General features: G+C 70.0%; 21 protein-coding genes and 1 tRNA gene. 10 read left to right on the top strand and 12 right to left on the bottom strand.

Going from position 1 to position 20,833, the window contains the following annotated elements; translation table 11 throughout:
* Positions 1–8 precede the first annotated feature (8 nt).
* Genes ACQUSX_RS00960 through ACQUSX_RS00930 form a run of 7 tightly spaced genes read left to right on the top strand, consistent with a single transcriptional unit; the run spans position 9 to position 5,555 of the window.
* A complete protein-coding gene (locus ACQUSX_RS00960) occupies positions 9–839 on the top strand; it encodes a hypothetical protein (RefSeq protein ID WP_428905109.1) in 831 nt (276 codons plus the stop codon).
* On the top strand, positions 832–1,617 hold the full coding sequence (locus ACQUSX_RS00955; protein WP_428905108.1) for a hypothetical protein: 786 nt from the start codon (positions 832–834) through the stop codon (positions 1,615–1,617). Before ACQUSX_RS00960 ends, ACQUSX_RS00955 begins: the two co-directional genes overlap by 8 nt.
* Before the next feature lie 10 nt (positions 1,618–1,627).
* Positions 1,628–3,250 (top strand): AAA family ATPase, encoded by a 1,623-nt coding sequence (locus ACQUSX_RS00950; protein ID WP_428905107.1) that lies wholly within the window; start codon positions 1,628–1,630, stop codon positions 3,248–3,250.
* Positions 3,251–3,284: 34 nt separating this feature from the next.
* A complete protein-coding gene (locus ACQUSX_RS00945; RefSeq protein WP_428905106.1) occupies positions 3,285–3,494 on the top strand; it encodes a DUF2997 domain-containing protein in 210 nt (69 codons plus the stop codon).
* Positions 3,491–4,216, top strand: coding sequence for a 4Fe-4S single cluster domain-containing protein (locus ACQUSX_RS00940; RefSeq protein ID WP_428905105.1), 726 nt, complete (start codon positions 3,491–3,493; stop codon positions 4,214–4,216). The genes ACQUSX_RS00945 and ACQUSX_RS00940 overlap by 4 nt, the downstream gene beginning before the upstream one ends.
* On the top strand, positions 4,213–4,725 hold the full coding sequence (locus tag ACQUSX_RS00935) for a hypothetical protein (RefSeq protein ID WP_428905104.1): 513 nt from the start codon (positions 4,213–4,215) through the stop codon (positions 4,723–4,725). Before ACQUSX_RS00940 ends, ACQUSX_RS00935 begins: the two co-directional genes overlap by 4 nt.
* Positions 4,725–5,555, top strand: a complete 831-nt coding sequence (locus ACQUSX_RS00930; protein WP_428905103.1) for a ComEA family DNA-binding protein — start codon at positions 4,725–4,727, stop codon at positions 5,553–5,555. The genes ACQUSX_RS00935 and ACQUSX_RS00930 overlap by 1 nt, the downstream gene beginning before the upstream one ends.
* Positions 5,556–5,571: 16 nt before the next feature.
* Here the strand turns inward: ACQUSX_RS00930 and ACQUSX_RS00925 are convergent, their stop codons facing one another.
* Both ACQUSX_RS00925 and ACQUSX_RS00920 read right to left on the bottom strand, forming a co-directional pair.
* Positions 5,572–6,729: a glycoside hydrolase family 3 N-terminal domain-containing protein gene (locus tag ACQUSX_RS00925; RefSeq protein ID WP_428905102.1), complete on the bottom strand. Its 1,158-nt coding sequence runs from the start codon at positions 6,727–6,729 to the stop codon at positions 5,572–5,574.
* Between the two features lie 35 nt (positions 6,730–6,764).
* Positions 6,765–7,874, bottom strand: coding sequence for an NAD(P)-binding domain-containing protein (locus tag ACQUSX_RS00920; RefSeq protein WP_428907564.1), 1,110 nt, complete (start codon positions 7,872–7,874; stop codon positions 6,765–6,767).
* Between the two features lie 147 nt (positions 7,875–8,021).
* On the opposite strand from ACQUSX_RS00920, the gene ACQUSX_RS00915 reads away from it, so the two are divergent.
* Together ACQUSX_RS00915 and ACQUSX_RS00910 are read left to right on the top strand one after the other, a co-directional pair.
* On the top strand, positions 8,022–9,158 hold the full coding sequence (locus tag ACQUSX_RS00915; RefSeq protein ID WP_428905101.1) for a calcium:cation antiporter: 1,137 nt from the start codon (positions 8,022–8,024) through the stop codon (positions 9,156–9,158).
* 65 nt (positions 9,159–9,223) lie between these two features.
* Positions 9,224–9,919 carry an alpha/beta fold hydrolase gene (locus tag ACQUSX_RS00910; protein ID WP_428905100.1) on the top strand — a complete coding sequence of 232 codons (696 nt, stop codon included), beginning with the start codon at positions 9,224–9,226 and terminating at the stop codon, positions 9,917–9,919.
* 22 nt (positions 9,920–9,941) lie between these two features.
* Here the strand turns inward: ACQUSX_RS00910 and ACQUSX_RS00905 are convergent, their stop codons facing one another.
* The 5 genes from ACQUSX_RS00905 to ACQUSX_RS00885 all read right to left on the bottom strand — a co-directional run bounded on the left by ACQUSX_RS00905 (position 9,942) and on the right by ACQUSX_RS00885 (position 16,845).
* On the bottom strand, positions 9,942–10,625 hold the full coding sequence (locus tag ACQUSX_RS00905; protein WP_428905099.1) for an ABC transporter ATP-binding protein: 684 nt from the start codon (positions 10,623–10,625) through the stop codon (positions 9,942–9,944).
* A complete protein-coding gene (locus ACQUSX_RS00900; protein WP_428905098.1) occupies positions 10,622–11,581 on the bottom strand; it encodes an ABC transporter ATP-binding protein in 960 nt (319 codons plus the stop codon). The genes ACQUSX_RS00905 and ACQUSX_RS00900 overlap by 4 nt, the downstream gene beginning before the upstream one ends.
* Positions 11,582–11,603: 22 nt before the next feature.
* Entirely contained in the window at positions 11,604–14,321 is a 2,718-nt protein-coding gene (locus tag ACQUSX_RS00895) for an FtsX-like permease family protein (protein ID WP_428905097.1), read from the bottom strand.
* Entirely contained in the window at positions 14,318–16,675 is a 2,358-nt protein-coding gene (locus ACQUSX_RS00890; protein ID WP_428905096.1) for a hypothetical protein, read from the bottom strand. Before ACQUSX_RS00890 ends, ACQUSX_RS00895 begins: the two co-directional genes overlap by 4 nt.
* A 97-nt stretch (positions 16,676–16,772) precedes the next feature.
* Positions 16,773–16,845, bottom strand: a tRNA-Ala gene (locus ACQUSX_RS00885).
* Positions 16,846–17,037: 192 nt separating this feature from the next.
* On the opposite strand from ACQUSX_RS00885, the gene ACQUSX_RS00880 reads away from it, so the two are divergent.
* Positions 17,038–17,208 carry a hypothetical protein gene (locus ACQUSX_RS00880; RefSeq protein ID WP_428905095.1) on the top strand — a complete coding sequence of 57 codons (171 nt, stop codon included), beginning with the start codon at positions 17,038–17,040 and terminating at the stop codon, positions 17,206–17,208.
* 12 nt (positions 17,209–17,220) lie between these two features.
* On the opposite strand, the gene rsfS is transcribed toward ACQUSX_RS00880, so the two are convergent.
* From rsfS to ACQUSX_RS00855, 5 genes are read right to left on the bottom strand one after another with little or no spacing between them, the layout of a single operon-like run.
* Positions 17,221–17,598 carry a ribosome silencing factor gene (gene rsfS, locus ACQUSX_RS00875; RefSeq protein WP_428905094.1) on the bottom strand — a complete coding sequence of 126 codons (378 nt, stop codon included), beginning with the start codon at positions 17,596–17,598 and terminating at the stop codon, positions 17,221–17,223.
* Positions 17,598–18,644 (bottom strand): hypothetical protein, encoded by a 1,047-nt coding sequence (locus ACQUSX_RS00870; protein WP_428905093.1) that lies wholly within the window; start codon positions 18,642–18,644, stop codon positions 17,598–17,600. The genes rsfS and ACQUSX_RS00870 overlap by 1 nt, the downstream gene beginning before the upstream one ends.
* Complete coding sequence (nadD, locus tag ACQUSX_RS00865) at positions 18,641–19,246, bottom strand: nicotinate-nucleotide adenylyltransferase (protein ID WP_428905092.1); 606 nt, start codon at positions 19,244–19,246, stop codon at positions 18,641–18,643. Before nadD ends, ACQUSX_RS00870 begins: the two co-directional genes overlap by 4 nt.
* 6 nt (positions 19,247–19,252) lie before the next feature.
* Positions 19,253–19,465 carry a hypothetical protein gene (locus ACQUSX_RS00860; RefSeq protein WP_428905091.1) on the bottom strand — a complete coding sequence of 71 codons (213 nt, stop codon included), beginning with the start codon at positions 19,463–19,465 and terminating at the stop codon, positions 19,253–19,255.
* 49 nt (positions 19,466–19,514) lie between these two features.
* Complete coding sequence (locus ACQUSX_RS00855; protein WP_428905090.1) at positions 19,515–20,792, bottom strand: glutamate-5-semialdehyde dehydrogenase; 1,278 nt, start codon at positions 20,790–20,792, stop codon at positions 19,515–19,517.
* Positions 20,793–20,833: the final 41 nt, after the last annotated feature.

The following is a 20,833-nucleotide window of genomic DNA, read 5'->3' as shown; positions in this document are numbered from 1 at the left end:
ATGGCGGAGTGAGTCGTGTGGAAGACGTGAGCGTGCGTGCGCGCACGCGCATGCGGGGCTTCAACGCTGCGGTCACCGTGTGCGGCCTCCTGCTGACGACCGCCATCGGCTGGTCGGCGCTGGCATCAGACGCCGTCGGGCAGATCTCCACCTCGGGCGGTGTCACCACGTCGGAGGATTTCTACGACCCGTGGGAGAACCCCGAAGCGACGGCCGCCACCTCAGACGGCGACACGTGGAGCGGCCGCGGTCAGCAGTACATCCCGCTGAGCGGCCTCACCCCGGGGCAGCCGCTCATGCTCACGCTGCTCGAGGACTCCGAGATCTCGGACGTCTTCCTCACCGAAGGCGCGGCCGGTGACAGTGAGGCCGCCGTGTCGTTCGACAGCTACAGCGATGTGGGGCACTATCTGATCCCGTCCGCATCGGAGACGACCCTGTGGCTGAGGGTGCGCACCGCGGACCCATGGTCGGTGCGCGTCAGGCCGGCCGGTCTCGAGGAGCGCTCCGGCACGGTCTCGGGCACCGCACCGCAGACCTTCGTGTACACCGGCCCCGCCACCACAGCGCGCGTGCGGGTGAGTGGACGCGTCGCCGTAGACATCATCACCGAGAACGGCATCGAGGACAGCTACCTGAGGTTCGAGGACGAGTCGAAGAGCATCGCCTGGGGCGACACCCGCGCCGCGGTCTTCACGATGGACTCCGCCGGTGATTCGAGCTGGTCGATCGAGTTCTTCGAGCCGGCACCCGAACCGACGGCGGATTCGACGCCCGACGCGACGCCGGCGCCGGACGCGACGCCGAATCCGACAACCGGTGAGGTCGCGGATGAGTGATCCGGCGCTGCGGCGCATCCGCGGGTTCTCGCGCGTCATGTGGACGATCGGTGCGGCCGCCATCATGGTGCTCGCCTTCTTCATCGTGCCGCGCATCATGCTGGAGGGCGACAGGATCATCGTCGTCGGCGGTGGCTCCGGCGGTGGTGGAGTCGCGGGCGAGCGCGTCTATCCGTACCTGGAGGACGATCCGGTGGCGCTCGAGCTCGTCGACGGCGTCGTCTCCGGAGGCCGCGATGGCGGCTGGATCCCGTTCGAGGCGGACGCAGAGCCGCTGATGATGCGCCGCCCGGCATCCCACGACGACGCCGACCACGTCGGCAACGACTACATCAACGTCTTCCACACCGCCGACGCGGCGTCCCTCGATGCGGACGGCGACTTCCCGGCCTCGCTGTCGGCACTGTGGGACAGCGACGACGTGGTGTACGCGACGCCTGCGCTCACGGACGGTCGGCTGTGGTTCTCTGCGATCGACGACGACTGGGAGGTGCTGGTGGAGCCGGTGGACGCGACCGCCGTCGTCGATGGAGCCGCGACGGGCTCCGACGACGCGCTGCTGTCGTATCGCGGCGACGCGCTCAGCGCCCGCTTCACGCACACCGGGTCCGGGTTCCTTCGGGTCACCGTCTACTCCCCCGAGTTCGAGTACCGGGGCACGCCGACGGTCAACGATGTGGACGACTTCACGACACGTGCATCCTGGCCGGTGCCCGGCACTGTGCTGTTCATGATCGAATCGAGCGGTGGCGAATGGTCTGTCGCCGTGGACGAATGAGAGAGATCGCATGACCTTCGCTGAGACGCTCGATGAAGCCTTCAAGGCCCGTCTGCCGCTGCTGTACCTGGAGACCGGCGAGGAGGTGCGCGCCATCGAAGCGGTGTCGCAGGCCGCCGCCGCACAGCGTCATCCCCGTCCGGTGTGGACCTGGACGAGCGCACTCGGTCTGATCGATCCGGCAGGCAAGAGCGTCGCGAACACCACCAATCCGGCGCGCGCGCTCTCGCACATCGCCGGCCTGCCGGATGCCGGCGTGTTCATCTTCTGCGACCTGCACGCCTACTTCGGCACCGAACACCGCCAGGGCGAGCCACTGGTCGTGCGCACAGCGCGCGAGACGGCGCTCGAGTTCCGGCACGGCGACGCCTCCCGCGTGCTCGTGCTGATCTCGCCGGTGCGCTCGATCCCGCCCGAGCTGAACGAGCTCACCCACCTGCTGGAGTTCCCCCTCCCGACGCCTGCCGAGGTGCGCGAGCTGCTCGACACGATGATCGAGCGCAACGCGCGGGGCGCGGGACGCATCCGCATCGACGCGGACGACGCCGTGCGCGAGCAGCTGGTGCACGCCGCGCTCGGACTGTCGATGGCCGAGGCCGAGAACGCGTTCGCGCGCGCCATGGTGAACGACGGCACCCTCGGCCAGGGGGACGTGCCGGTGATCCTCGACGAGAAGGCGCAGATCGTCCGCAAGTCCGGGCTGCTGGAGTTCATGGACTCCGACATCGACCTCGACGATGTCGGCGGCCTCAACAACATGAAGCGCTGGCTCTCGCGCCGCAACGGCTCGTGGATGGCCGGGGCGAAGCAATACGGACTTCCCGATCCGAAGGGCGTGCTGATCACCGGCGTCCCCGGCTGCGGAAAGTCCCTCACCGCCAAGGCGACCGCCGCATCGTGGGGCCTGCCGCTGCTGCGCCTGGACATCGGGCGGGTGTTCTCGGGACTCGTCGGCTCCAGCGAGCAGAACCTGCGCAACGCCATCGCCACGGCCGAGGCCGTCGCGCCGTGCATCCTGTGGGTCGACGAGATCGAGAAGGGCTTCTCGAACACCACCGGCGGCGGAGACTCGGGCACCTCGGCACGCGTATTCGGCACGTTCCTGACCTGGATGCAGGAGAAGCAGCGCGCCGTCTTCGTCGTCGCCACGGCGAACAACATCGATGCGCTCCCGCCGGAGTTCCTGCGCAAGGGGCGCTTCGACGAGATCTTCTTCGTCGATCTGCCCACCGCCGCCGAGCGCGAGGTGATCTGGCGCCTGCAGCTGAGCGCGCACGCCTCCGAGGCCAACGGCCTGTCTGCCCTGGCGGACGACGAGGCGGTCATCGACGAGCTCGTGCAGCGCAGCGAGAACCACTCCGGTGCGGAGATCGAGCAGGCTGTCGTCTCGGCGCTGTTCGAGGGATACAGCGCCGATCGGCCGGTCGACCGGGCGATGCTCGACCAGGTCGTAGACTCCACCATCCCGCTCGCCGTCACTCAGGCCGAAGAGGTGCGCCGCATCCGTGAGTGGGCGGCCGAGCGCGCCGTCCGCGCGACGGGCACCGAGGATCTGGATGCCGTCGAATCCGGCACCAGCGAGTCCACCGGGGCGCTGTCCGCGCGCCGCGGCGGCCGCACCGTGGACTACTGACCAGCGCCGTGGATCACTGACGAGAGGAGTCGCGATGACGAAGCAGCTGATCGTGAACCTGCGCCCCGACGGGTCGGTGGCCGCCGAGACGATCGGGATGACCGGTGATGAGTGCCTGAGCTACATCACCGCGCTCGAGGATCTTCTCGATGCGACCACGACGTCGTCCTCGTACACGCCGGAGCACGCCGGCGTGGCCGCCCAAGCGCAGGACACCGTGCTGGACGAGGACCGCGCGGGATGATCGTGCACGCCGAATCAGCGGGCGTCGCCGTGCAGACTCTGCTCGGCGCCGCCGAGCCGGCATACTCCGGCGAGCCGCTGCGCTGGGCACGATTCCTGCCAGCGACCGAAGCCGAGGGTCCCGGGCTCCGCGCCGCGGTGTGGGTGCAGGGATGCCGTGTGCACTGCCCCGACTGCTTCAATCCGCAGCTGTGGGCGCCCCGCGGCGGCGCGCTGGCCGACCCCGTAGAGATCGGCGCGCAGTGGCTGGCGGCCGCACGAGCCGCAGGCGCGACGGGGCTGACCCTGCTCGGCGGCGAGCCGTTCGAGCAGGCCGCGGCCCTGGCCCCGGTCGCGCAGGCATTCCGTGCAGCAGGCCTTTCGGTGATGGCCTTCAGCGGGCACTCCCTTCGCGACCTCACCCGCTGGGCGACCCGACGCGATGACATCGCCGCGCTGCTCGGGGCAACCGACCTCCTCTGCGACGGACCCTACCTGCGCGAGCACCCCGACACCCGTCGTCCGTGGATCGGATCCGCGAATCAGGGCATCCGAGCACTCTCGCCGCGCTACGCGGACGAGGTGCGGCGCATCGACGACAGCGGCCGGCCGGACACGCTCGAGGTGCGCATCGGCGCCGATGGGCTCGTGAGCGTCAACGGCTGGGCATCCGATGCTGCCCTCTCCGCACTTTTCCACGATCTCGGCGTGCGCGCCGACCGACCCCAGGAGCGTGTCGCGTGAGCGTCTCCCTGATCCTCGTCCCCGCAGCCCTCGCCGTCGCCGGGATCGTCGGCGGCATCGGCGTCGCCGGCGTGCAGTCGCAGACCGAGGCCGGTCAGACGGATGCCGCTCAGCGTCCCCGCGGAGGTGCGACCCCGCTGCAGGTGCAGACGCGCATGAGGGACGCGGATCTGCTGGCATCCGCACTGCGCGATCTCGGCGCCGCGAGCGTGCAGACGGTAGCTGGTGAGCTCACAGCAGTTGTCGGCGACCTGGCGCTGCGGATGACCCGTGACGAGGAGGGCATCTGGACGGCGCACGTCGCAGGCTCCGATGGACGAGACGCGGATGTCGCGGACGCGACGGCGCTGATCGAGCGGATGGATGCCGCGTATGCGCGCCGCGTGCAGCAGGAGGTCGCGGCGCGCATCCGCGCCCGCGCCGACGATGCCGGATTCGAGCTGCTCTCCGAGTCGCGCGAGCAGGACGACAGCGTCACGATGGTGCTCAGCGTGCGGGAGCAGCGCTGATGAGCACTGCACGCGCCGACCAGCCCACCGTCGGGTGGATGCTGCTGATGAGCACCTGGATGATCTCGGCCTTCATCCCCGGCTCGATCTTCGCCTGGCTGGGATTCCTCATCGTCGGCATCATCGGACGGATGATGCGCTGGACGGTCGTCGGCGTCGTGCTCGGTGCGCTGGCCATCGTGGTGGCCCTGCCGATCTGGGGTCAATGGCAGTCGCTGATCGCCGCGCTGCTGTACATCGCGGGGATGCTGATGGCGCTGATGGCCAACCCGGGGTGGCTGCGCGCGATGTGGGCCCGGCGCAGCGGCGATGCCGCGCGGCCCGCCATGACCTCGTCTCGATCGACGGCCGCAGCGACCGGCACCCGCGCCTCACGCCGCGCCAAGTCCAGGTCGAGGAGCCAGGCAGCCAAGTCGGAGGCACGCAAGGCCTCGCCGACCAGAACCGAGCCGGCCAGGGATCAGCGTGCCGGGCGGGCTCAGAGACCGGCGCCCGAGCCGACCGAGGCGGAGCAGCTCGCCCGGCGCGCCGGCGCGTCCAGCGCCGGGTTCTTCGCCTCGAGCGGGCAGCGCGACCAGCCCTCTTCCGCAGAGCCGATCGATGTGAACACGGCGGATGCCGACGCCCTCGCCGGCCTGCCGGGGATCACCGCGCGCAAGGCCCGCAAGCTCGTGAAGCAGCGCACCGAGCAGGGCGGTTTCGCCTCGCTGGACGCCTTCGCGACCGCCGCGGGCGTGCAGCCGCACGAGCTGGTGCGGCTTCGTGATGCGGCCACGTGCTCACGGCCGGCCCGCGGTCCGCGCAGGTTCGGGCGCCGCGTCGACTACTGAGCCGCCGGATGCCGGCTCACGCACCGGCGAGCTGCATCCGCAGCGCCATGACGTGCTCGGCGGCATCCTGAAGCCGCGCCGGCGACAGGCGCCCCTCGTCGACGGCGGCGACGATTCCGCTGACCGTCGCCGACGCCGTCTCGGGGGTGGATCCCGCCACCATCAACACCATGTCATTGCCGGCGATCAGCGCGTCCACCGCGTTCTTCACCGGGTCGCGGTACGCCGCGACACCTGACGAGGTCAGCATTCCGAGGTCGTCGGTGATCATCACGCCGTCGAAGCCGAGCTCGTCGCGCACGATGGCGTGCCACCTCGTCGACAGCGACGCCGGTGCCGCATCGACTGCGGTGAAGGCCAGGTGGCCGAACATGAGCAGCTCCGCGCCCGCGTCGATGCCGGCGACGAACGGCTTCGCGTCCGCGGCACGCCACGCGTCGAGTGTCATCGGAGTCGTCGGGATGCTGTGATGCGAATCGCCCGGCGCCGCGCCGTGACCCGGGAAGTGCTTCAGCGTCGACAGCACGACGCCGCTCTCGCCCTCGACCGCCGCGGCGACGCGCGCCGCGGCGGCATCCGGATCGGCGCCGAGAGCGCGGGAGGAGATGAACGATCCCGCATCGGCGGGGACGTCGGCGACGATTCCGAAGTTCACGTTCGCGCCGCCTTCGGCGACCAGCTTCGCCCGCTGGGCGAAGGCCTCACGCGTCTGCGCGGCGTCCGCCTGCTGCAGGGCGCGCCCTGCGGGCAGATCGTCCCAGGGCATCCGAGAGACCACGCCGCCCTCCTGATCGATGGCGATCAGCGGCGGCAGCGCGCGGTCGATCGTCAGCGCCGCGCTCAGCGCGCGAAGCTGCTGCGCGTCGCCCGCGACGTTCGCTCCCATCAGGATGAAGCCGCCGAGACCGGATGCCATGTACGCCCGCACCGCAGCCGGGTCGGTACTCGGGATGTGCCCCATCACGACGCTGGCCGCCCGCTCGGCTGTGCTCATCGCGGTGACGGCCGCCTCTACGGGATCCGTCGTGGTGGTGGGCGTGGGCGTGGCTGTGACGCGCGACGTCGCGGTCGAACCGGGGGCGGGAGTCGAGGTCGTTCCCGCGGGAGCGCACCCGAGCAGGACGGCGGCGGCCAGAAGCGCCGTCGCCGCGACTCGGGTGACGCGGTGACGCATGGGTCGAGGGTACCGGTCGCGGATGGATGCCCGTATCAGCGGGATAGTGCGATGTCGGATGCCGCTGCGAGGGCATCCGGGCCGTGCTGCGTCGCCAAGTATCGCCGCACGCCGTTCGCTGCCGTGCGGCCGGCGCGGTTGGCGCCGATCGTGCTGGCCGACGGTCCGTAGCCGACCAGCTGGATGCGCGGGTCGGCGACGGCAGTCGTGCCGCGGCCTCCTCGGTCGAGCTGGATGCCGCCGTGCGGACTGCGCAGCTTCAGCGGCGCGAGGTGCGTGATGGCGGGGCGGAATCCGGTCGCCCAGAGGATGACGTCGACGTTCTCGAAGCTGCCGTCGCCCCAGCGGACCCCGTCCGGTTCGATCGAGGAGAACATCGGCCGGCGTGCATCGTAGGCGCCGAGCCGCTCGGCCTCGCGCTCCTGCGGGCGCAGCATCAGCCCGGTGACGCTGACCACGCTCCGCGGCGGCAGTCCCTGCGCGACGCGCTGCTCGACGAGCGCGACCGCTGCCGCGCCCGCCTCGGGAGTGAACTCGTCGGTCCGCCAGATCGGCGGGTGACGGGTGACCCAGATGGTGTCGGTGAGCGGTGCGAGCGCGCCGAGGAACTGCACCGCTGAGGCGCCGCCGCCGACGATCAGCACTCGCTTTCCGCGGAAGTGCTCCGGGCCCGGGTAGTCGACGGTGTGCAGCTGTTCGCCGAGGAAGGTCTCCATGCCGGGATAGTGCGGCAGGAACGGCTTGCTCCAGGTTCCCGTGGCGTTCACGATCGTGCGGGCGCGCCACTGCCGATCGCCGTCGCGGGTATCGGCGTCGATGATGAGGATGCCGTCGTCGTCGGTCACGGTGCGCACACTCACCGGACGCATCACCGGGAGAGCGTGACGCCGCTCGTACTCGCTGAAGTAGGCCGGGATCACCTCGTTGGCACGTGCAGTCGAGTGCTGCGGAGGCTCGTCGGCGGGCAGCTCCGCGACGCGGTGCACGTCTTTCATCGTCAGCGCGTCCCAGCGGTGCTGCCAGGCTCCGCCGGGTCGCTCGTCGGCATCCAGCACGACGTGATCGATGCCGAGGCGCTGCAGGTGGTACGACGCTGAGAGGCCGGCCTGGCCGGCCCCGATCACGATGCTGGGAAGGATGTCCACATCTGCTGGAACGCGGAACACGCACAGGATGTTCCGTGGGCGAGGAGACGCGGTTCCGGGCGTTGATAGGATCGAGGCGAAAGCGACCCGCGGGACGACCCGGGGGCGACGTATTGCGCAGGGACGACCCCGCAGAACCGGTGCCTCATGCCCGCGTCCGCACTCCTTCGCGACACCTTCACCCCCGCGTCGATCTTCCGGCTCGCGCTCGGCTGGGGATCCTTCCTCGCGCTCGTCCTGCTGCGCCCGCTGCTGGCCGCACCGCTGGCGACCCCGGTCCTCTGGCTGGTGCTGGCCGCGATCGTCGTGGTCATCACGGTGAGCGCCTTCGGCGTCGTCACAGAGGCCGAGCACCTCGCCCGCCGACTCGGCGACCCCTACGGCACGCTCGTGCTGACACTGTCGATCGTGCTGATCGAGGTGATCCTCATATCCGCGGTGCTGCTGGGCCCAGGCGAGCATCCGACGATCGCGCGCGACTCCGTGATGGCGGTGTCGATGATCATCCTGAACCTCGTGATCGGCGTCGCGCTGATCGTCGGCGGTCTGCGACACGGTGCGCTGCGCGCCAACCGCACCGGCGTCTTCACGTACCTGGCCCTGCTGGTCGTGCTGCTTGCCACGGCGTTCGCGTTCCCTGCGCTTATCGGCGTCGACGGCGAGTACACGCCGGGGCAGGCGATTCCGATCGCGATCCTCACCTTGCTGCTGTACGCCTTCTTCCTGATCAGGCAGATGGGCGCGCAGCGGGAGGATTTCCAAGAGGTCTCCCCCGTCGCAGGCGGTGCCGCCGCAGCGCGTGTCGACATCCGCCTGGTGCTGGTGGAGCACCGTGGCGAGCTGATCGCACGCACCACTCTGCTGGTGGCGACGGTGACCCCGATCGTGCTGCTCTCGCACGACATGGCGGCGCTCCTCGACGATGCGCTCGACCGCGCGGGAGCCCCCGTGGCGCTCTCCGGCATCCTCATCGCGATGATCGTCTTCCTTCCCGAGACGATCACGACGATCCGCGCGGCGTACACCGGCGAGCTCCAGCGGGTCAGCAACCTCTGCCACGGCGCGCTGGTCTCGACGGTCGGGCTGACGATTCCTGCCGTGCTCGTGATCGGGATGCTGACCGGCCAGCCGATCGTCCTCGGGGAGAGCGCTGCGGCACTCACGCTGCTGGCGGTGACTCTGTTGCTGACCTTCGCGACGTTCGCGGGTCGCCGGGTGAGCGCACTGCACGGTGCCGCGCACCTGATGCTGTTCGCGATCTACGGGATCGTGGTGTTCGCCTGACCGGTCGGCGTACGCTGGGCACGGACTCGACGCGCGATGCGCGCGCTCGTCCAGAGAGGTCAGCGGTGGCGACTTTCGCGCTCATCCACGGCGGCGGTGACGTCGCATGGTCATGGCACCTCGTCGAGCGAGAGCTGCGCGCACTCGGCCACGACACCGTCGCGCCCGACCTGCCGGCGGATGATCCGAAGGCCACCCTCGACGACTACGCGGATGCCGTCGTCTCAGCACTCGGCGATCGTACGGAGCCGGTGGTCGTCGGTCACTCTTACGGCGGCTTCACCGCCCCGCTCGTCGCCGCGCGCACGCGGGCCAAGGCTCTCGTGATGCTCGCGGCGATGGTGCCTGCGCCCGGCGAGACCGCGGCGGAGTGGTGGGCGAACACCGGATACGGCGAGGCTGTGGGCGTGCAGTCCGAGCTCGACGGCGGCCTCACCGGCGCTCAAGACCCGTTCGTCGGGTTCTTCCACGATGTTCCGCGGCCTCTCGCTGAGGAGGCGCTTCGGAGGACCGCCGATCGCGGCGAGTCGGAGGCCGCGTACAGCCAGCCGTGGCCGCTTGCCGAGTGGCCGTCCGTGCCGACGACGTTCATCATCTGCACCGAGGATCGGTTCTTCCCGGCCCGGTTCCTGCGGCGGGTGGTCGCCGATCGGCTGGGCATCGTGCCTGACGAGATCGTCGGCAGCCATTGCGTCGCGCTGAGCAGACCTCGAGAGCTGGCGCTGATGCTGCATCGTCACGCGGAGTCAGCGGCCCAATAGGACCGCCTCCCGAAACCGCTCATCACCCTGCGACCCGGGTGCGAAGCATGCCGTCATGCAGCTCGAGCACGCGATCGGCGCGCTCGAGCACAGCCTGATCGTGGGTTGCGACGATCGCGGGCGTGCCGCGCTCGTGCACCAGACGCACGATGAGGTTCATGATCTGCGCTCCCGTCTCGCTGTCCAGTTGAGCGGTCGGCTCGTCTGCGAGCAGGATGCCCGGCGCCATCACCAGCGCACGCGCGATGCCCACCCGCTGCTGCTGCCCGCCCGACAGCTCGCCCGGTCGCTGACGGGCATGATCCTCCAATCCGACATCGCGCAGAGCCTCGGCGACCCGTCGGTCGCGCTCGGCCGGGTCGACGCGGCGGATGCGCAGCGGCACCTCGACGTTCTCGGCGGCGGAGAGCACGGAGATCAGCCCGGAGGTCTGAAAGATCGATGCGATGCGCGATCCCCGCAGCGCGGCGACGTCGGTCGCCGGATCGGCGAGGTCCGCTCCGTCCACGAGCACCCGGCCCGACGTGGGCCGATCCAGACCGCCGAGCATCGTGAGCAGCGTGGTCTTGCCGGCGCCGGAGCGGCCGGCGACGACGACCAGCTCGCCGGCCTCGATCGACAGCTCCGCCTCCCGGACTGCGGTGACGTCGCCCCCGGCACTGGGGAAGACCCGCGACAGCGCCTCTGCGCGCATCACCGCGCTCACGGCGTGTTCTCCGTCGAATCGGTCACATCGTCTCCTGTGTCATCCGCATTGGTGCGCCCCGTCGGTCCATCCAGTCGGTCTTTGTGTTCGCGGCCGGGTGCGACGCGCACGTGATCGGGTTCGAGGGTCAGCCGCACGCGTTCGCTCAGATCGAGCGCCGAGACGAAGTCCGCCGGAAGCTGCATGCGGCCCGCACGATCGAGCACGGCATACTCCTCGGCCGTGCGGATCGCCCGTCCGCCGTCATCTGTGGCAGTGCGTCGCAGCGTCTCTGTCGCCGTGCGCCCGTCCCGGATGCGCACCGTGCGCTCGACATGTTCGGTGACGCCGGCGTCATGCGTGACGATCAGCGTGGTCACGCCTCGCTCGCGGTTGACCGTCTCCATCGCGGCGAGCACTTCGGCACTGGTCTGCTCGTCCAGCTCGCCCGTCGGCTCGTCCGCGAGCAGAGCCCGAGGTCCGTTCGCCAGCGCGACCGCGATGGCCACGCGCTGACGCTGCCCGCCGGACATCTCCGACGGACGCTTGTCCGCAACGTCCGCGGCGCCCAGCAGCTCAAGCAGATCGGCGCCGGTTGCTGCGCGCTCGGAGCGCGGCACGACGCGCGCGACATCGTGGACCATCGCGATGTTCTCGCGCGCGGACAGGTACGGCAGCAGATTGCGTGCGGACTGCTGCCAGACGAATCCGACGCTGCGCCGGCGGTATTCGAGGCGCTCCGCGCCTTTCATGGCGACCAGGTCGTGTCCGGCGACGTGCGCAGAACCGGCGCTGGGACGATCGAGCCCGGCGAGGATGCCCAGCAGCGTGCTCTTGCCCGACCCGGACGCGCCCACCAGAGCGACGATCTCCCCGGCGGCCATCCGCAGATCCAGGCCCTGAAGCGCCTGCACCTCGACACCCTGCGCTGTGAAGATCCGCACGAGACCCTCGCAGACGATCGCGCCATCCGACATGTCAGCCATCCTCTCCCGCCGCTCACCCATCTCGATCGTCACCCGCACGGATCACGTCCGCCGACTCGAGGCGCGACGCCAAGGCGGACGCCATGGTCACCGCGACGGCGGCGACCACGGCGAATCCGATCACGACGACGACGGGCCACATCCCGCCCAGTTCTACCGTCGGCTGCATCGGTCCGCCGACGAAGCCGCGCAGATCGAGCTGCGGGATCATCAGCAAGGCCATCGCGACACCCGTCCCCCAGCCGAACGGCAGGGCGAGCGTCAGCGCCGGTGCGACCTCCCATGCCACCAGGCGCCTGGCGCCGCGCTGCGGATATCCCAGTGTGCGCAGAAGCGCGAGCACGCGCGCTCGCGCCGGCGCGCCGAGCACCAGCGTCGCGATGAGCGCCACTCCCAGCAGCATCACCACGATGGCGCTCGCCATCAGCAGCGCGCCCTGCACGACGCCGAAACCGGGATCCTCCGCATACACGGCAGCCACTCCCGACGGGGTCCGGAACGAGGCGTCGCCACCGATCGCCTCCACTGCTGCCGCTCCGATGTCGTCGGCGTCCGCGCCCGAATCGATGGCCAGGTAGAGCTGTTCGAGGCCGGAGCCGCGCTGCCCGAGAGCCTCGGCATTGGCGCGATCGACGATCACCCACTGCTCGGCGGCGCCGAAGGGGACCTGCGGCGCTGCGGAGCCCACCACGTGCACCGGCACGCCCGAGACCTCCATCTCCTGCGCGTCGGTCGCGTCGACGCCGAGTCGAGCGAGAAGCTTCTCGGATGCCACCACGGGAACGGCATCACCAGCGCTGTCCGTGAGCGCCGGGGGAAGCGGCAGCGCTGTGTCCGCGTCGTGCTGGATGGCGACGAAGTCGTTCCGATCGACGGAGTAGACATGCGTCCGCGTCGCCCGCCCACCGACCGTCGCCTCGACCGATGAGTCGCCGTGCAGCGCGGCCATCGCGATCACGCCGTCGATTGCGGCGACGCTCTCCGCAGCCGACTCGGTGATGTACGCGGCCTCGACGCGCACGTCAGCCCCGACGCTGGCCGTCGCCGAGCGAACGATGCCGCTGGACACCGTCGCGGCGAACGCGACGGAGAACACTGCGACGCCGAGTCCGACCACGACCGCCAGCACAGGTGCCGTCCGCACCACCGGGTCGCGTCGCGCCCGTGCCGGTCCCAGCAGCCCCGCGAGCGACGCTCGACGCGCACCGCGAGCCTCGGCGAACCGCAGCAGCGGGGGAAGCAGACGGAGCACGAGGATGCTGCCTGCGGCGCCCAGCAGGACGGGCAGCGCGAGCAGCAGCGGGTCAGCACCACCGGTGCCGCCGCGCACGAGAACGAGGAACGCCAGCACCCCGGTGACCGCCAGGATCAGAGCCTGCAGCCCCGCACGCCCGACCCCCGCACGCCCGACGCCCGCACGCCCGAAACCCGCGCGACCGCTGTTGCCCAGATCGCGACGTCCGCGACGCTCCGCGTCGGTCAGCGCTCCCCACGGCAGCGCCACCGCGGGCACCCCTCCCAGTGCGGCAGGGAACAGCAGCACCCACCATGCGACCCAGCCCGGCTGCACGGCGGCGACAGCCACCCCGATCGTCACCCCGATCGCTCCGAGCACGGCGCCCTCGCCGGCAAGCAGCGCGATCAGTCGAGGCATGGACGCGCCTCGCGCCCGCAGCACTCGCGCGGATGCTACGCGCCGGACGGCGATCAGCCTGCTGACCAGTGCGAGCACGACCAAAGCGACCGTGATCGGACCAACTGCCGCGACCGTGATCACGGCGGTCATCGCGTCAGCGCGTGCGGCTCCCGTGTCGATCGCGGTCGGCAGCGACGACGAGAACGACATGCCCCGGTCGTAGAAGCCACTGGCGTACATGGGGACGTCCACCGGATCGGCGGAGAGCAGCCGCAGCTGCGCCGCGGCTGCCTCTGCCGAGTCGGCATCCAGCGCGGTTGGGTGGAACGGCATCCATGAGCTGGTCTTGATTCCGTTGAAACGATCGACGAGCACCGCGGCCTGGTCGACGTGCATGAACGCGGCCGCGATGAGCGTGCGATCACCGCTCGCATCGACCTCGACGATGGGGTCGATCGAACCGCCGATGAACGCCCAATCGCCGGCATCGTCCCCGTTCGGCGTCACAATCCCGGTGAGCGTCAGGGTCGAGTCGTCCCATCGGCGCTCACTGCCGAGTGGCCAGGACAGCTGCTCGGCGACCGTGCTGGTGAGCACGATCTCGATGCCGTCGGCCGGATCGGTGATCTCGGGCATCCGACCTTCGACGACGTCGACACGACCGGCGAGGCCGGGGTCGGAGACGAGCGCGACACGGTTGCGCGGCACGGGCGTGGCGCGGGCGGGATCTGCGTCCATCGTGGCGAGCGGGTCCACGGTCATCGCGATCCGCGGGTTTCCCAGCAGACTTCTCAGCGGCTCAGGCTGCTCCTGCCGGTTCCGCTCCAGGACGGCCAGGGCACCACCCCAGACGCCGACGTCGGCGGCCGGAGCACCATCGGGTCGCGGCAGGCCGGGCACCAGCGCTGCAGGCCACGCGGCGAGCTCTGGCAGCGAGGCGATCGCACGCTGGACCGTGGCGGTGCGACCGTCGGCGAGAAGTGCAGGAGCCGCGGCGGCCAGGTAGGACAGCACCGCGATCACGACGACGAGGAAGAGGGACAGCAGCGGGGTCGTCGCTGCTCCCTTGATCATGAGCGAAGGTCTGCGGTTCATGAGCCCGCCCCGAGGACGATCGGCAGCACGGCCGCTGCCACGCCGATACCCACCGCAGCCCCGGCGAGCACCGCATAGCCTGCGAGCCCGGCGCTCTCTCCGATCCGCGATGCGCGCTGATGCGCCGCCCGAAGTCCAAGGGCACGGAGCACGAGCGGCTCGTCGCGGCGCGCCCTTGCCGTCGCCGAGAATGCGGCGAGGAAGCCGATCACGCCGAGTGCAGCGGCCATCAGGGCGCCGACGACCAGCAGTGTTGGAGCGATGGAGGTGACCGGCGCGGCGCTCACCTGCGCGGCGGTGAGGATGCGGACCGGATGCGTTGCTGCTGCGCGCAGCTGCGCCGCCGTCGCATCCGGTGTGCGAGTGCGGACCCAGAGCTCGTTGGCGGGCGTGTCGACGCCGGCATCCTGAAGCGCCGCGGGATCCGCGGCGACTCCCAGCGCGTCGCCCACTCCCGGCAGCGCGTCGACGACGCGGAGGACCTCGAACGAGACCGGCCGCGCGACGGAGCGAACGCGCGCTGTGAACACCGTGCCCTCAGCGGCATCGATACGCTCTGCGAAGGCGCGGGTGATCGCGGCGCCGACCGTCTCGGCAGATCCCAGCGGGATCGGCTCGGCGAAGCCGAGGGCATCCGGAGCGCCGGAGACGAGCCGGACCGCGTCCGAACCCACAGCGAGCGGCGTGCTCAGCACGTCATACGCACTCGCAACGCCCGTCCAAGTCTCGACAGCGACCGCTGTCGTGTCCAGTGGGTCGTCGGAGGCCACCCGGACGTCTCCACCGAGAGCTGCGGCGAGGGTGCGCTGCTCGGCGGTCTGGGCGGCGGAGGGCGCCGCGATCGCGAGCGCGGCGGCGGATGCTGCGAGGGCCAGGCAGAGGATCGCGACGGCGATGCCGCCCATCCTGCGCGCGATCTGCCGGAGGGACAGTATCCCGATGCCACGCGTCCCGCGCAGCAGCCGTTCCAGGAGGGCGGCGAGCGGACCCGCCGCGACCGGCGCGAGCGCACACCCCGCGATGAGCATCAGGGCCGGAGCCGCAGCGGCGAGTGGCTCGGGCGCACCATCCGCCTGTACGACCGTTCCGGTGCTGAACAGCTGCCAGGCGGACAGAGCCGCCAGAGCGACGGCGACTCCAGCGGGCAGCAGCAGCGAGGGAAGCGTGCGCGCGCCCGCATCACTGCGCCGCGCGTCTGCGCGCACGACATCGGCACGGCGGGCGATCATGACCGCGGAGAACGCGGCAGCGAAGACCACCGCGCCGGCACCCGCCGTCATGGCAGCAGAATCGATCCCGACCGTGACCGCGAGCACGAGCGTCGCCGCCAGCACACCCGCGAGGCTGAACACTGCCGCTTCGCCCGCCGCACCGGCTGCGAGCCGTCGCCCGGACGCACCTCTGGCCCGGAGGACCTCGATCTCTTCGCCGCGCGTCGTCGTGACGCTGGTGAGCACGATGCCGAGTACGAGCGCGCCGAGCAGTCCGATGATGAGCAGCGGCGCGACGAGCAGGCCGCGCGTCGCGGAGACGGCGGCCGCCTGTCGGTGCAGAGTGGTGTCGAGTTCGCCGAGAACGCGGGTGTTGTGCTGACGCTGCGGGTCGACGGCTTCTGGCAGGCCGCCGAGTCGATTCAGCGCGCGCTGCAGGACCGCGATGTCTGTCATGGTCTGCCCGACGGGCGCGATCTCCCAGGTGATCGTCGGAGTGCTGACCAGTTGGGCCAGCGCTCCGTGCGCGACGATCGCCGGACCGATGGCGCCGTCGCTCTCACCGGATGCGATCGCGGGGTCGCCGTACCACGCGGGGTCTGTCGGGTCATCGGCGATCCAGGTGCCCACGAGAGTGAGACGAGTGCCGTCACGCGAGAGCACGACAGCGTCGCCGATGGCGAGCTGCTTTCGCTGCGCCGCAGCGTCGGTCAATGCGATCTCGCCCGCGGCCAGCGGCCATCGTCCGCCGGTGAGCGAGGCGATGCCTGGTACACGCTGATCGTCGAGAAGCCGGATGCTCGGCGCATCATCCTTCGCGGCCTGGCCTGCTCCCGACTGCAGTGCGGTCACCGTGGCGAGGCGCGTGACGGCGATCTCGCTTCCTCCGAAGGAGGTCGCGATCGCATCGCGGATCGAAGCGTCCTGAGCGCGCTGGCCGTCACCGGACGCCTCGCTGGCGACGACGCGAACGGTGCGCGCGCCCGGCTCGGCGCCGGTGAGGATGCGTGCTGCGCCCTCGGCGAGCATCCGCTCGGAGACGGCGTGGATTCCGCCGATGCCTGCGACGACCAGAGCCACGACGAGGGCGAGCAGCGACAGCCGGGCGAGGTGCACTCCGGCCCGTCTGGTCGCAAACGTCATCGTTCCCCATTCAGTGGACACACTGCAGAACATCTTCGTCCGACTGGGGCGCGCACGCAACGTCAGAAAAGCCCCCGGTTTCCCGGGGGCTTGTGCGTGGACCTGAGGGGACTCGAACCCCTGACCCCCTGCATGCCATGCAGGTGCGCTACCAGCTGCGCCACAGGCCCATCTGCGTCCGGCGGCTTCCGCCCCGGCAACCTGTTCAGCATACTACGGACCGCGCACGGCTCGCCAATCGCCCCGGGACGCCGGGAGTGTCGCCGACATGCCTAGCGTGCTGGGCATGCCACCGTCAACCCACTGATCGTGCGCGGACACCGGGACGTACATTCGCAGCATCCCAGCGAAAGGATCCGACGATGTCGAACCCCACCCCCAACTTCATTCCGGACGACCCCGACTTCGAGCCGGAGGACGACCTGGCCACTCGCGAGATCGACGGCGAGACCGAGCTCGATCCGGATGCTGATCCCGACCTCATCGACAGTGCAGACGCGGATCGGCTAGCCGCCGAAGGCGACGAGGACTGACCCTCAGCGGTCTTACTCCCCCGCGACGGGTGCGGTGCGCTCGATGGGGACGACCGGGCAGTCCTTCCACAACCGCTCGAGGCCGTAGTAGACGCGCTCCTCCGAGTGGAAGACGTGCACGATCAGGTCACCGAAGTCGAGCAGCACCCAGCGCGCCTCAGCACGGCCCTCTCGGCGAACGCGCTTGTGACCGGCTTCGATGAGCTTGTCCTCGATCTCGTCGGCGATCGCGGCAACGTTGCGCTCGCTGTTTCCGGTCACAAGCAGGAAGATGTCGACGAGCGGGAGGGGACCGGAGACGTTGAGCGCGAGGAGGTCCTCGCCGCCCTTCGAATCCGCCGCGTTCGCGGCGATCTGGAGCATTTCGACAGCAGATTCAGATGATTGCATTATCCAAAGACGTTCGTGGTGAAGGCGAAGATCAGGGCAGCGGCCAACGCGAGCGCGAGACCACCGGCGACGATCGCCAGAGTGAGCATGAGCTTGTTGCCCGAGTCGGGCGCCGGCGGGCGGATGACCTCACCTGCAGGTTTGGAGGTGGCGACCGCCGAACTGGCGGCGATCGGAGTCGGCGAGGATGCCGGCGCGAGCTCACCGTCGATGAGCACCGCGTCAGCGTCCTTTCCGTCCGCGAATCCGATCGCGTGACCCTGCGAGCCGATGCCGGCGGGCAGGGAGTAGCTGCCGGTGACGAGCATCTCGCCCGTGGAGGCGATCGGTCCTGACAGCGAACCGACGCCGGGAGACGGGGTGAAGATCAGGGCACTGCCGCCCCGGTGCGATCCGTGCGCGTCGCCCCCGAGAAGATCGTCGAACGCTGCGGGGATTTTCGGCTGCACGTTCGTCACGCCGATGCCGAACGCTGCGCCGACCATGGGGCGGTCGGCGTCAGCTTCCTGGGGGGCAGGTGCGTCAGCAGACGACGTCGGTTCGGTGGGCGTCGAACCGACGGATGCGGATTCGATGCGCGGATGCTCGGACTTCGAGGGCGGGCGTGTGAACGTCGGGATGCCGGACACGAGCTCAGAGCCCTCGTCGTCAGCCGGAGTCGCGGACGCGGGCTCGGACGGCACGGGCTCGGCGGCAGGGAGTGGTGCGGTGCGAAGCCTCTCCTGCTCGCGCATCTCGCGACGCGTCAGGGGCACCTCACCCGTGGGCACGGGTCCTACGCCGGAATCGGGTGCAGCCGTCTGCTCGGCCGGATCCTCTGCCGCGGGCTCTGCCGTCGCGAGGTCGGTCTCGGTTGCGAGGTCGGCCTCCGTCGAGGAGTCTGCCTCTGTCGAGGGCTCTGCCGGCGCCTGCGGGGCCACCTCGGACTCACTCGCGGCGTCAGCAGCGTCCTGCTCGGTGATGACCGGCGTCGAACCGGTCAGACGGATCTCACGCAGCTGCTTGCGCGTGAGCCGTGCGTGTCCGTCCTGGTCCGATGTGCTCATGTCCTGCTACTCCGATACAGATGATGCTTGGCGATGTACTGGACGACACCATCCGGCACGAGATACCAGACGGGCTGCCCTTCGGCGACTCGCTCACGGCACGCTGTCGACGAGATCGTCAGTGCCGGCACCTCCAGCTGACTCACATCATCAGTGGGCAGTCCATCGGTGCTGAGCACGTGTCCTGGTCGAGAGACCGCGACGAAGTGAGCGAGGTCCCACAGTTCATCATGGTCCCTCCAACTGAGAATCTGCGCCACGGCGTCGGCTCCGGTGATGAAGAACAGCTCGGCATCCGGGCGCTCGCGCTTCAGATCGCGCAGTGTGTCGATCGTGTAGGTCGGGCCGTCGCGGTCGACATCCACACGGCTCACGGTGAAATCCGGGTTCGATGCCGTGGCGATCACCGTCATCAGATAGCGGTGCTCGCTCGGCGATACGTCCTGCTTGTGCCAGGGCTCGCCGGTCGGCACGAACACGACCTCATCGAGATCGAACGAGTGCGCGACCTCGCTCGCCGCCACCAGGTGACCGTGGTGGATGGGGTCGAACGTGCCACCCATCACGCCGATGCGCGGTGCCCGAGCGGAGGAATCGTGCATGAAGTCCTAGTGGCCGTGGCCATCCTTGCCGTGCTTCTGGGCGTATGCCTCGGCCTTGGCCGAATGACGGTTGGCGACGTGACGGTACGACAGAGCGACAACACCCATCGCGGCGAACACGAGCGCTGCGAGCACGCCGAAGATGAAAGTTTCGGCGGCCACGTTCCCGTGGTGCTCCGTCTCGGCCGCAGCCATCGCAATCTGAGCGACGAGGTTCATCCTGACTCCGTTTCTGACCTGACAAGCGAACGCCTGTCCAGTCTAGTCCTCAGCCGCGGGTCTGACCGGACCCGCGCGCCAGCCATTTCGTGCTGGTCAGCTCTGTCAGCCCCATCGGACCGCGGCTGTGCAGCTTCTGAGTCGAGATGCCCACCTCCGCACCGAACCCGAACTCGGCGCCGTCAGTGAAGCGCGTAGACGCATTCGCCATCACCACCGCCGAGTCCACCTCGGCGAGGAAGCGCTCGGCGTTTCGGGAGTCGGTGGTCACGATCGACTCCGTGTGCCCGGTGCTGTAGCGGCGGATGTGCGCGAGTGCGTCGTCGAGCGTGTCGACCACCTTGATCGCGATGTCGAGGCTGAGGTACTCCGTCGCCCAATCCTCTTCGGTCGCCGGGATGACCTGAGTGACAAGACCCTGGACCATGTCGTCGCCATGGATGGCCACCCCTTCGCTCTGCAGGGCGCTGGCGACCACGGGGATCAGCTGCGGAGCGGCCTGGCGCAGCACGAGCACCGTCTCGACGGCGTTGCAGACGCTGGGACGCTGCACCTTGGCGTTCACGACGATGTCGCGCGCCCAGTCGATCGGCGCCGACTCGTCAAGCACGATGTGGACCACGCCGGCCCCGGTCTCGATGACCGGCACCGTGGACTCGGTGACGACGGTCTCGATCAGCGCCGCGCTGCCGCGGGGCACGAGCACGTCGACGAAGCCCCGGCCGTGCATCAGCGCTTTGGCACCTTCGCGTCCGAAGTCGTCCACGGTCTGGATCGCCTCGCGGTCGATGCCCACTGCCTGCAATGCGTCGCGCATGATCTCGACGAGCACCGTGTTGGACTCGCGTGCGGCGCTGCCGCCGCGCAGCACGACGGCGTTCCCGGCGCGCAGCGCGAGAGCGGCGATGTCGACGGTCACATTGGGCCGAGCCTCGTAGATCGCTCCGACCACGCCGAACGGCACGCGCACCTGCTCCAAGGCGACGCCGTTGGGCATCCGATGACCGCCGATGACCTGACCGATCGGGTCTGACAGGGAGGCGACGTCGCGCACTGCGGATGCCAGCGAGGCGACGCGGGCCTCGTCCAACCGCAGCCTGTCGATGAGCGCATCGCCGATCCCGGTCTCACGCCCCCGGTCGATGTCGAGCCGGTTGGCGGCGATGATGCGCGCGGACGAGTTCTCGATCGCCTGTGCGATCGATTCCAGGGCGTCCGCCTTCTCACTGCTGGTGAGCCTGGCGATCGACCGCGAGGCCTCCTTCGCGCGCGCCAGACGATCCTGGGCGGTGTCAACGGGGGCGTCGGATACCGGCACAGTGCTCATCCGGTCAGTGTATCCAGGCCGCAGAGGTCGTGAGGCCGTCG

Origin of the sequence: Microbacterium alcoholitolerans, from assembly GCF_050408615.1 — a bacterium.
Classification (GTDB): Bacteria; Actinomycetota; Actinomycetes; order Actinomycetales; family Microbacteriaceae; genus Microbacterium.
This window is presented reverse-complemented; position numbering and strand designations above follow the sequence as displayed.

Coding starts and splice junctions, on each gene's coding strand:
- ACQUSX_RS00955 (WP_428905108.1), top strand. CDS start 832: ATGAGTGATCCGGCGCTGCGGCGCATCCGCGGGTTCTCGCGCGTCATG.
- ACQUSX_RS00950 (WP_428905107.1), top strand. CDS start 1,628: ATGACCTTCGCTGAGACGCTCGATGAAGCCTTCAAGGCCCGTCTGCCG.
- ACQUSX_RS00945 (WP_428905106.1), top strand. CDS start 3,285: ATGACGAAGCAGCTGATCGTGAACCTGCGCCCCGACGGGTCGGTGGCC.
- ACQUSX_RS00940 (WP_428905105.1), top strand. CDS start 3,491: ATGATCGTGCACGCCGAATCAGCGGGCGTCGCCGTGCAGACTCTGCTC.
- ACQUSX_RS00930 (WP_428905103.1), top strand. CDS start 4,725: ATGAGCACTGCACGCGCCGACCAGCCCACCGTCGGGTGGATGCTGCTG.
- ACQUSX_RS00925 (WP_428905102.1), bottom strand. CDS start 6,729: ATGCGTCACCGCGTCACCCGAGTCGCGGCGACGGCGCTTCTGGCCGCC.
- ACQUSX_RS00915 (WP_428905101.1), top strand. CDS start 8,022: ATGCCCGCGTCCGCACTCCTTCGCGACACCTTCACCCCCGCGTCGATC.
- ACQUSX_RS00900 (WP_428905098.1), bottom strand. CDS start 11,581: ATGTCGGATGGCGCGATCGTCTGCGAGGGTCTCGTGCGGATCTTCACA.
- ACQUSX_RS00895 (WP_428905097.1), bottom strand. CDS start 14,321: ATGAACCGCAGACCTTCGCTCATGATCAAGGGAGCAGCGACGACCCCG.
- ACQUSX_RS00890 (WP_428905096.1), bottom strand. CDS start 16,675: ATGACGTTTGCGACCAGACGGGCCGGAGTGCACCTCGCCCGGCTGTCG.
- ACQUSX_RS00880 (WP_428905095.1), top strand. CDS start 17,038: ATGTCGAACCCCACCCCCAACTTCATTCCGGACGACCCCGACTTCGAG.
- rsfS (WP_428905094.1), bottom strand. CDS start 17,598: ATGCAATCATCTGAATCTGCTGTCGAAATGCTCCAGATCGCCGCGAAC.
- ACQUSX_RS00870 (WP_428905093.1), bottom strand. CDS start 18,644: ATGAGCACATCGGACCAGGACGGACACGCACGGCTCACGCGCAAGCAG.
- nadD (WP_428905092.1), bottom strand. CDS start 19,246: ATGCACGATTCCTCCGCTCGGGCACCGCGCATCGGCGTGATGGGTGGC.
- ACQUSX_RS00860 (WP_428905091.1), bottom strand. CDS start 19,465: ATGAACCTCGTCGCTCAGATTGCGATGGCTGCGGCCGAGACGGAGCAC.
- ACQUSX_RS00855 (WP_428905090.1), bottom strand. CDS start 20,792: ATGAGCACTGTGCCGGTATCCGACGCCCCCGTTGACACCGCCCAGGAT.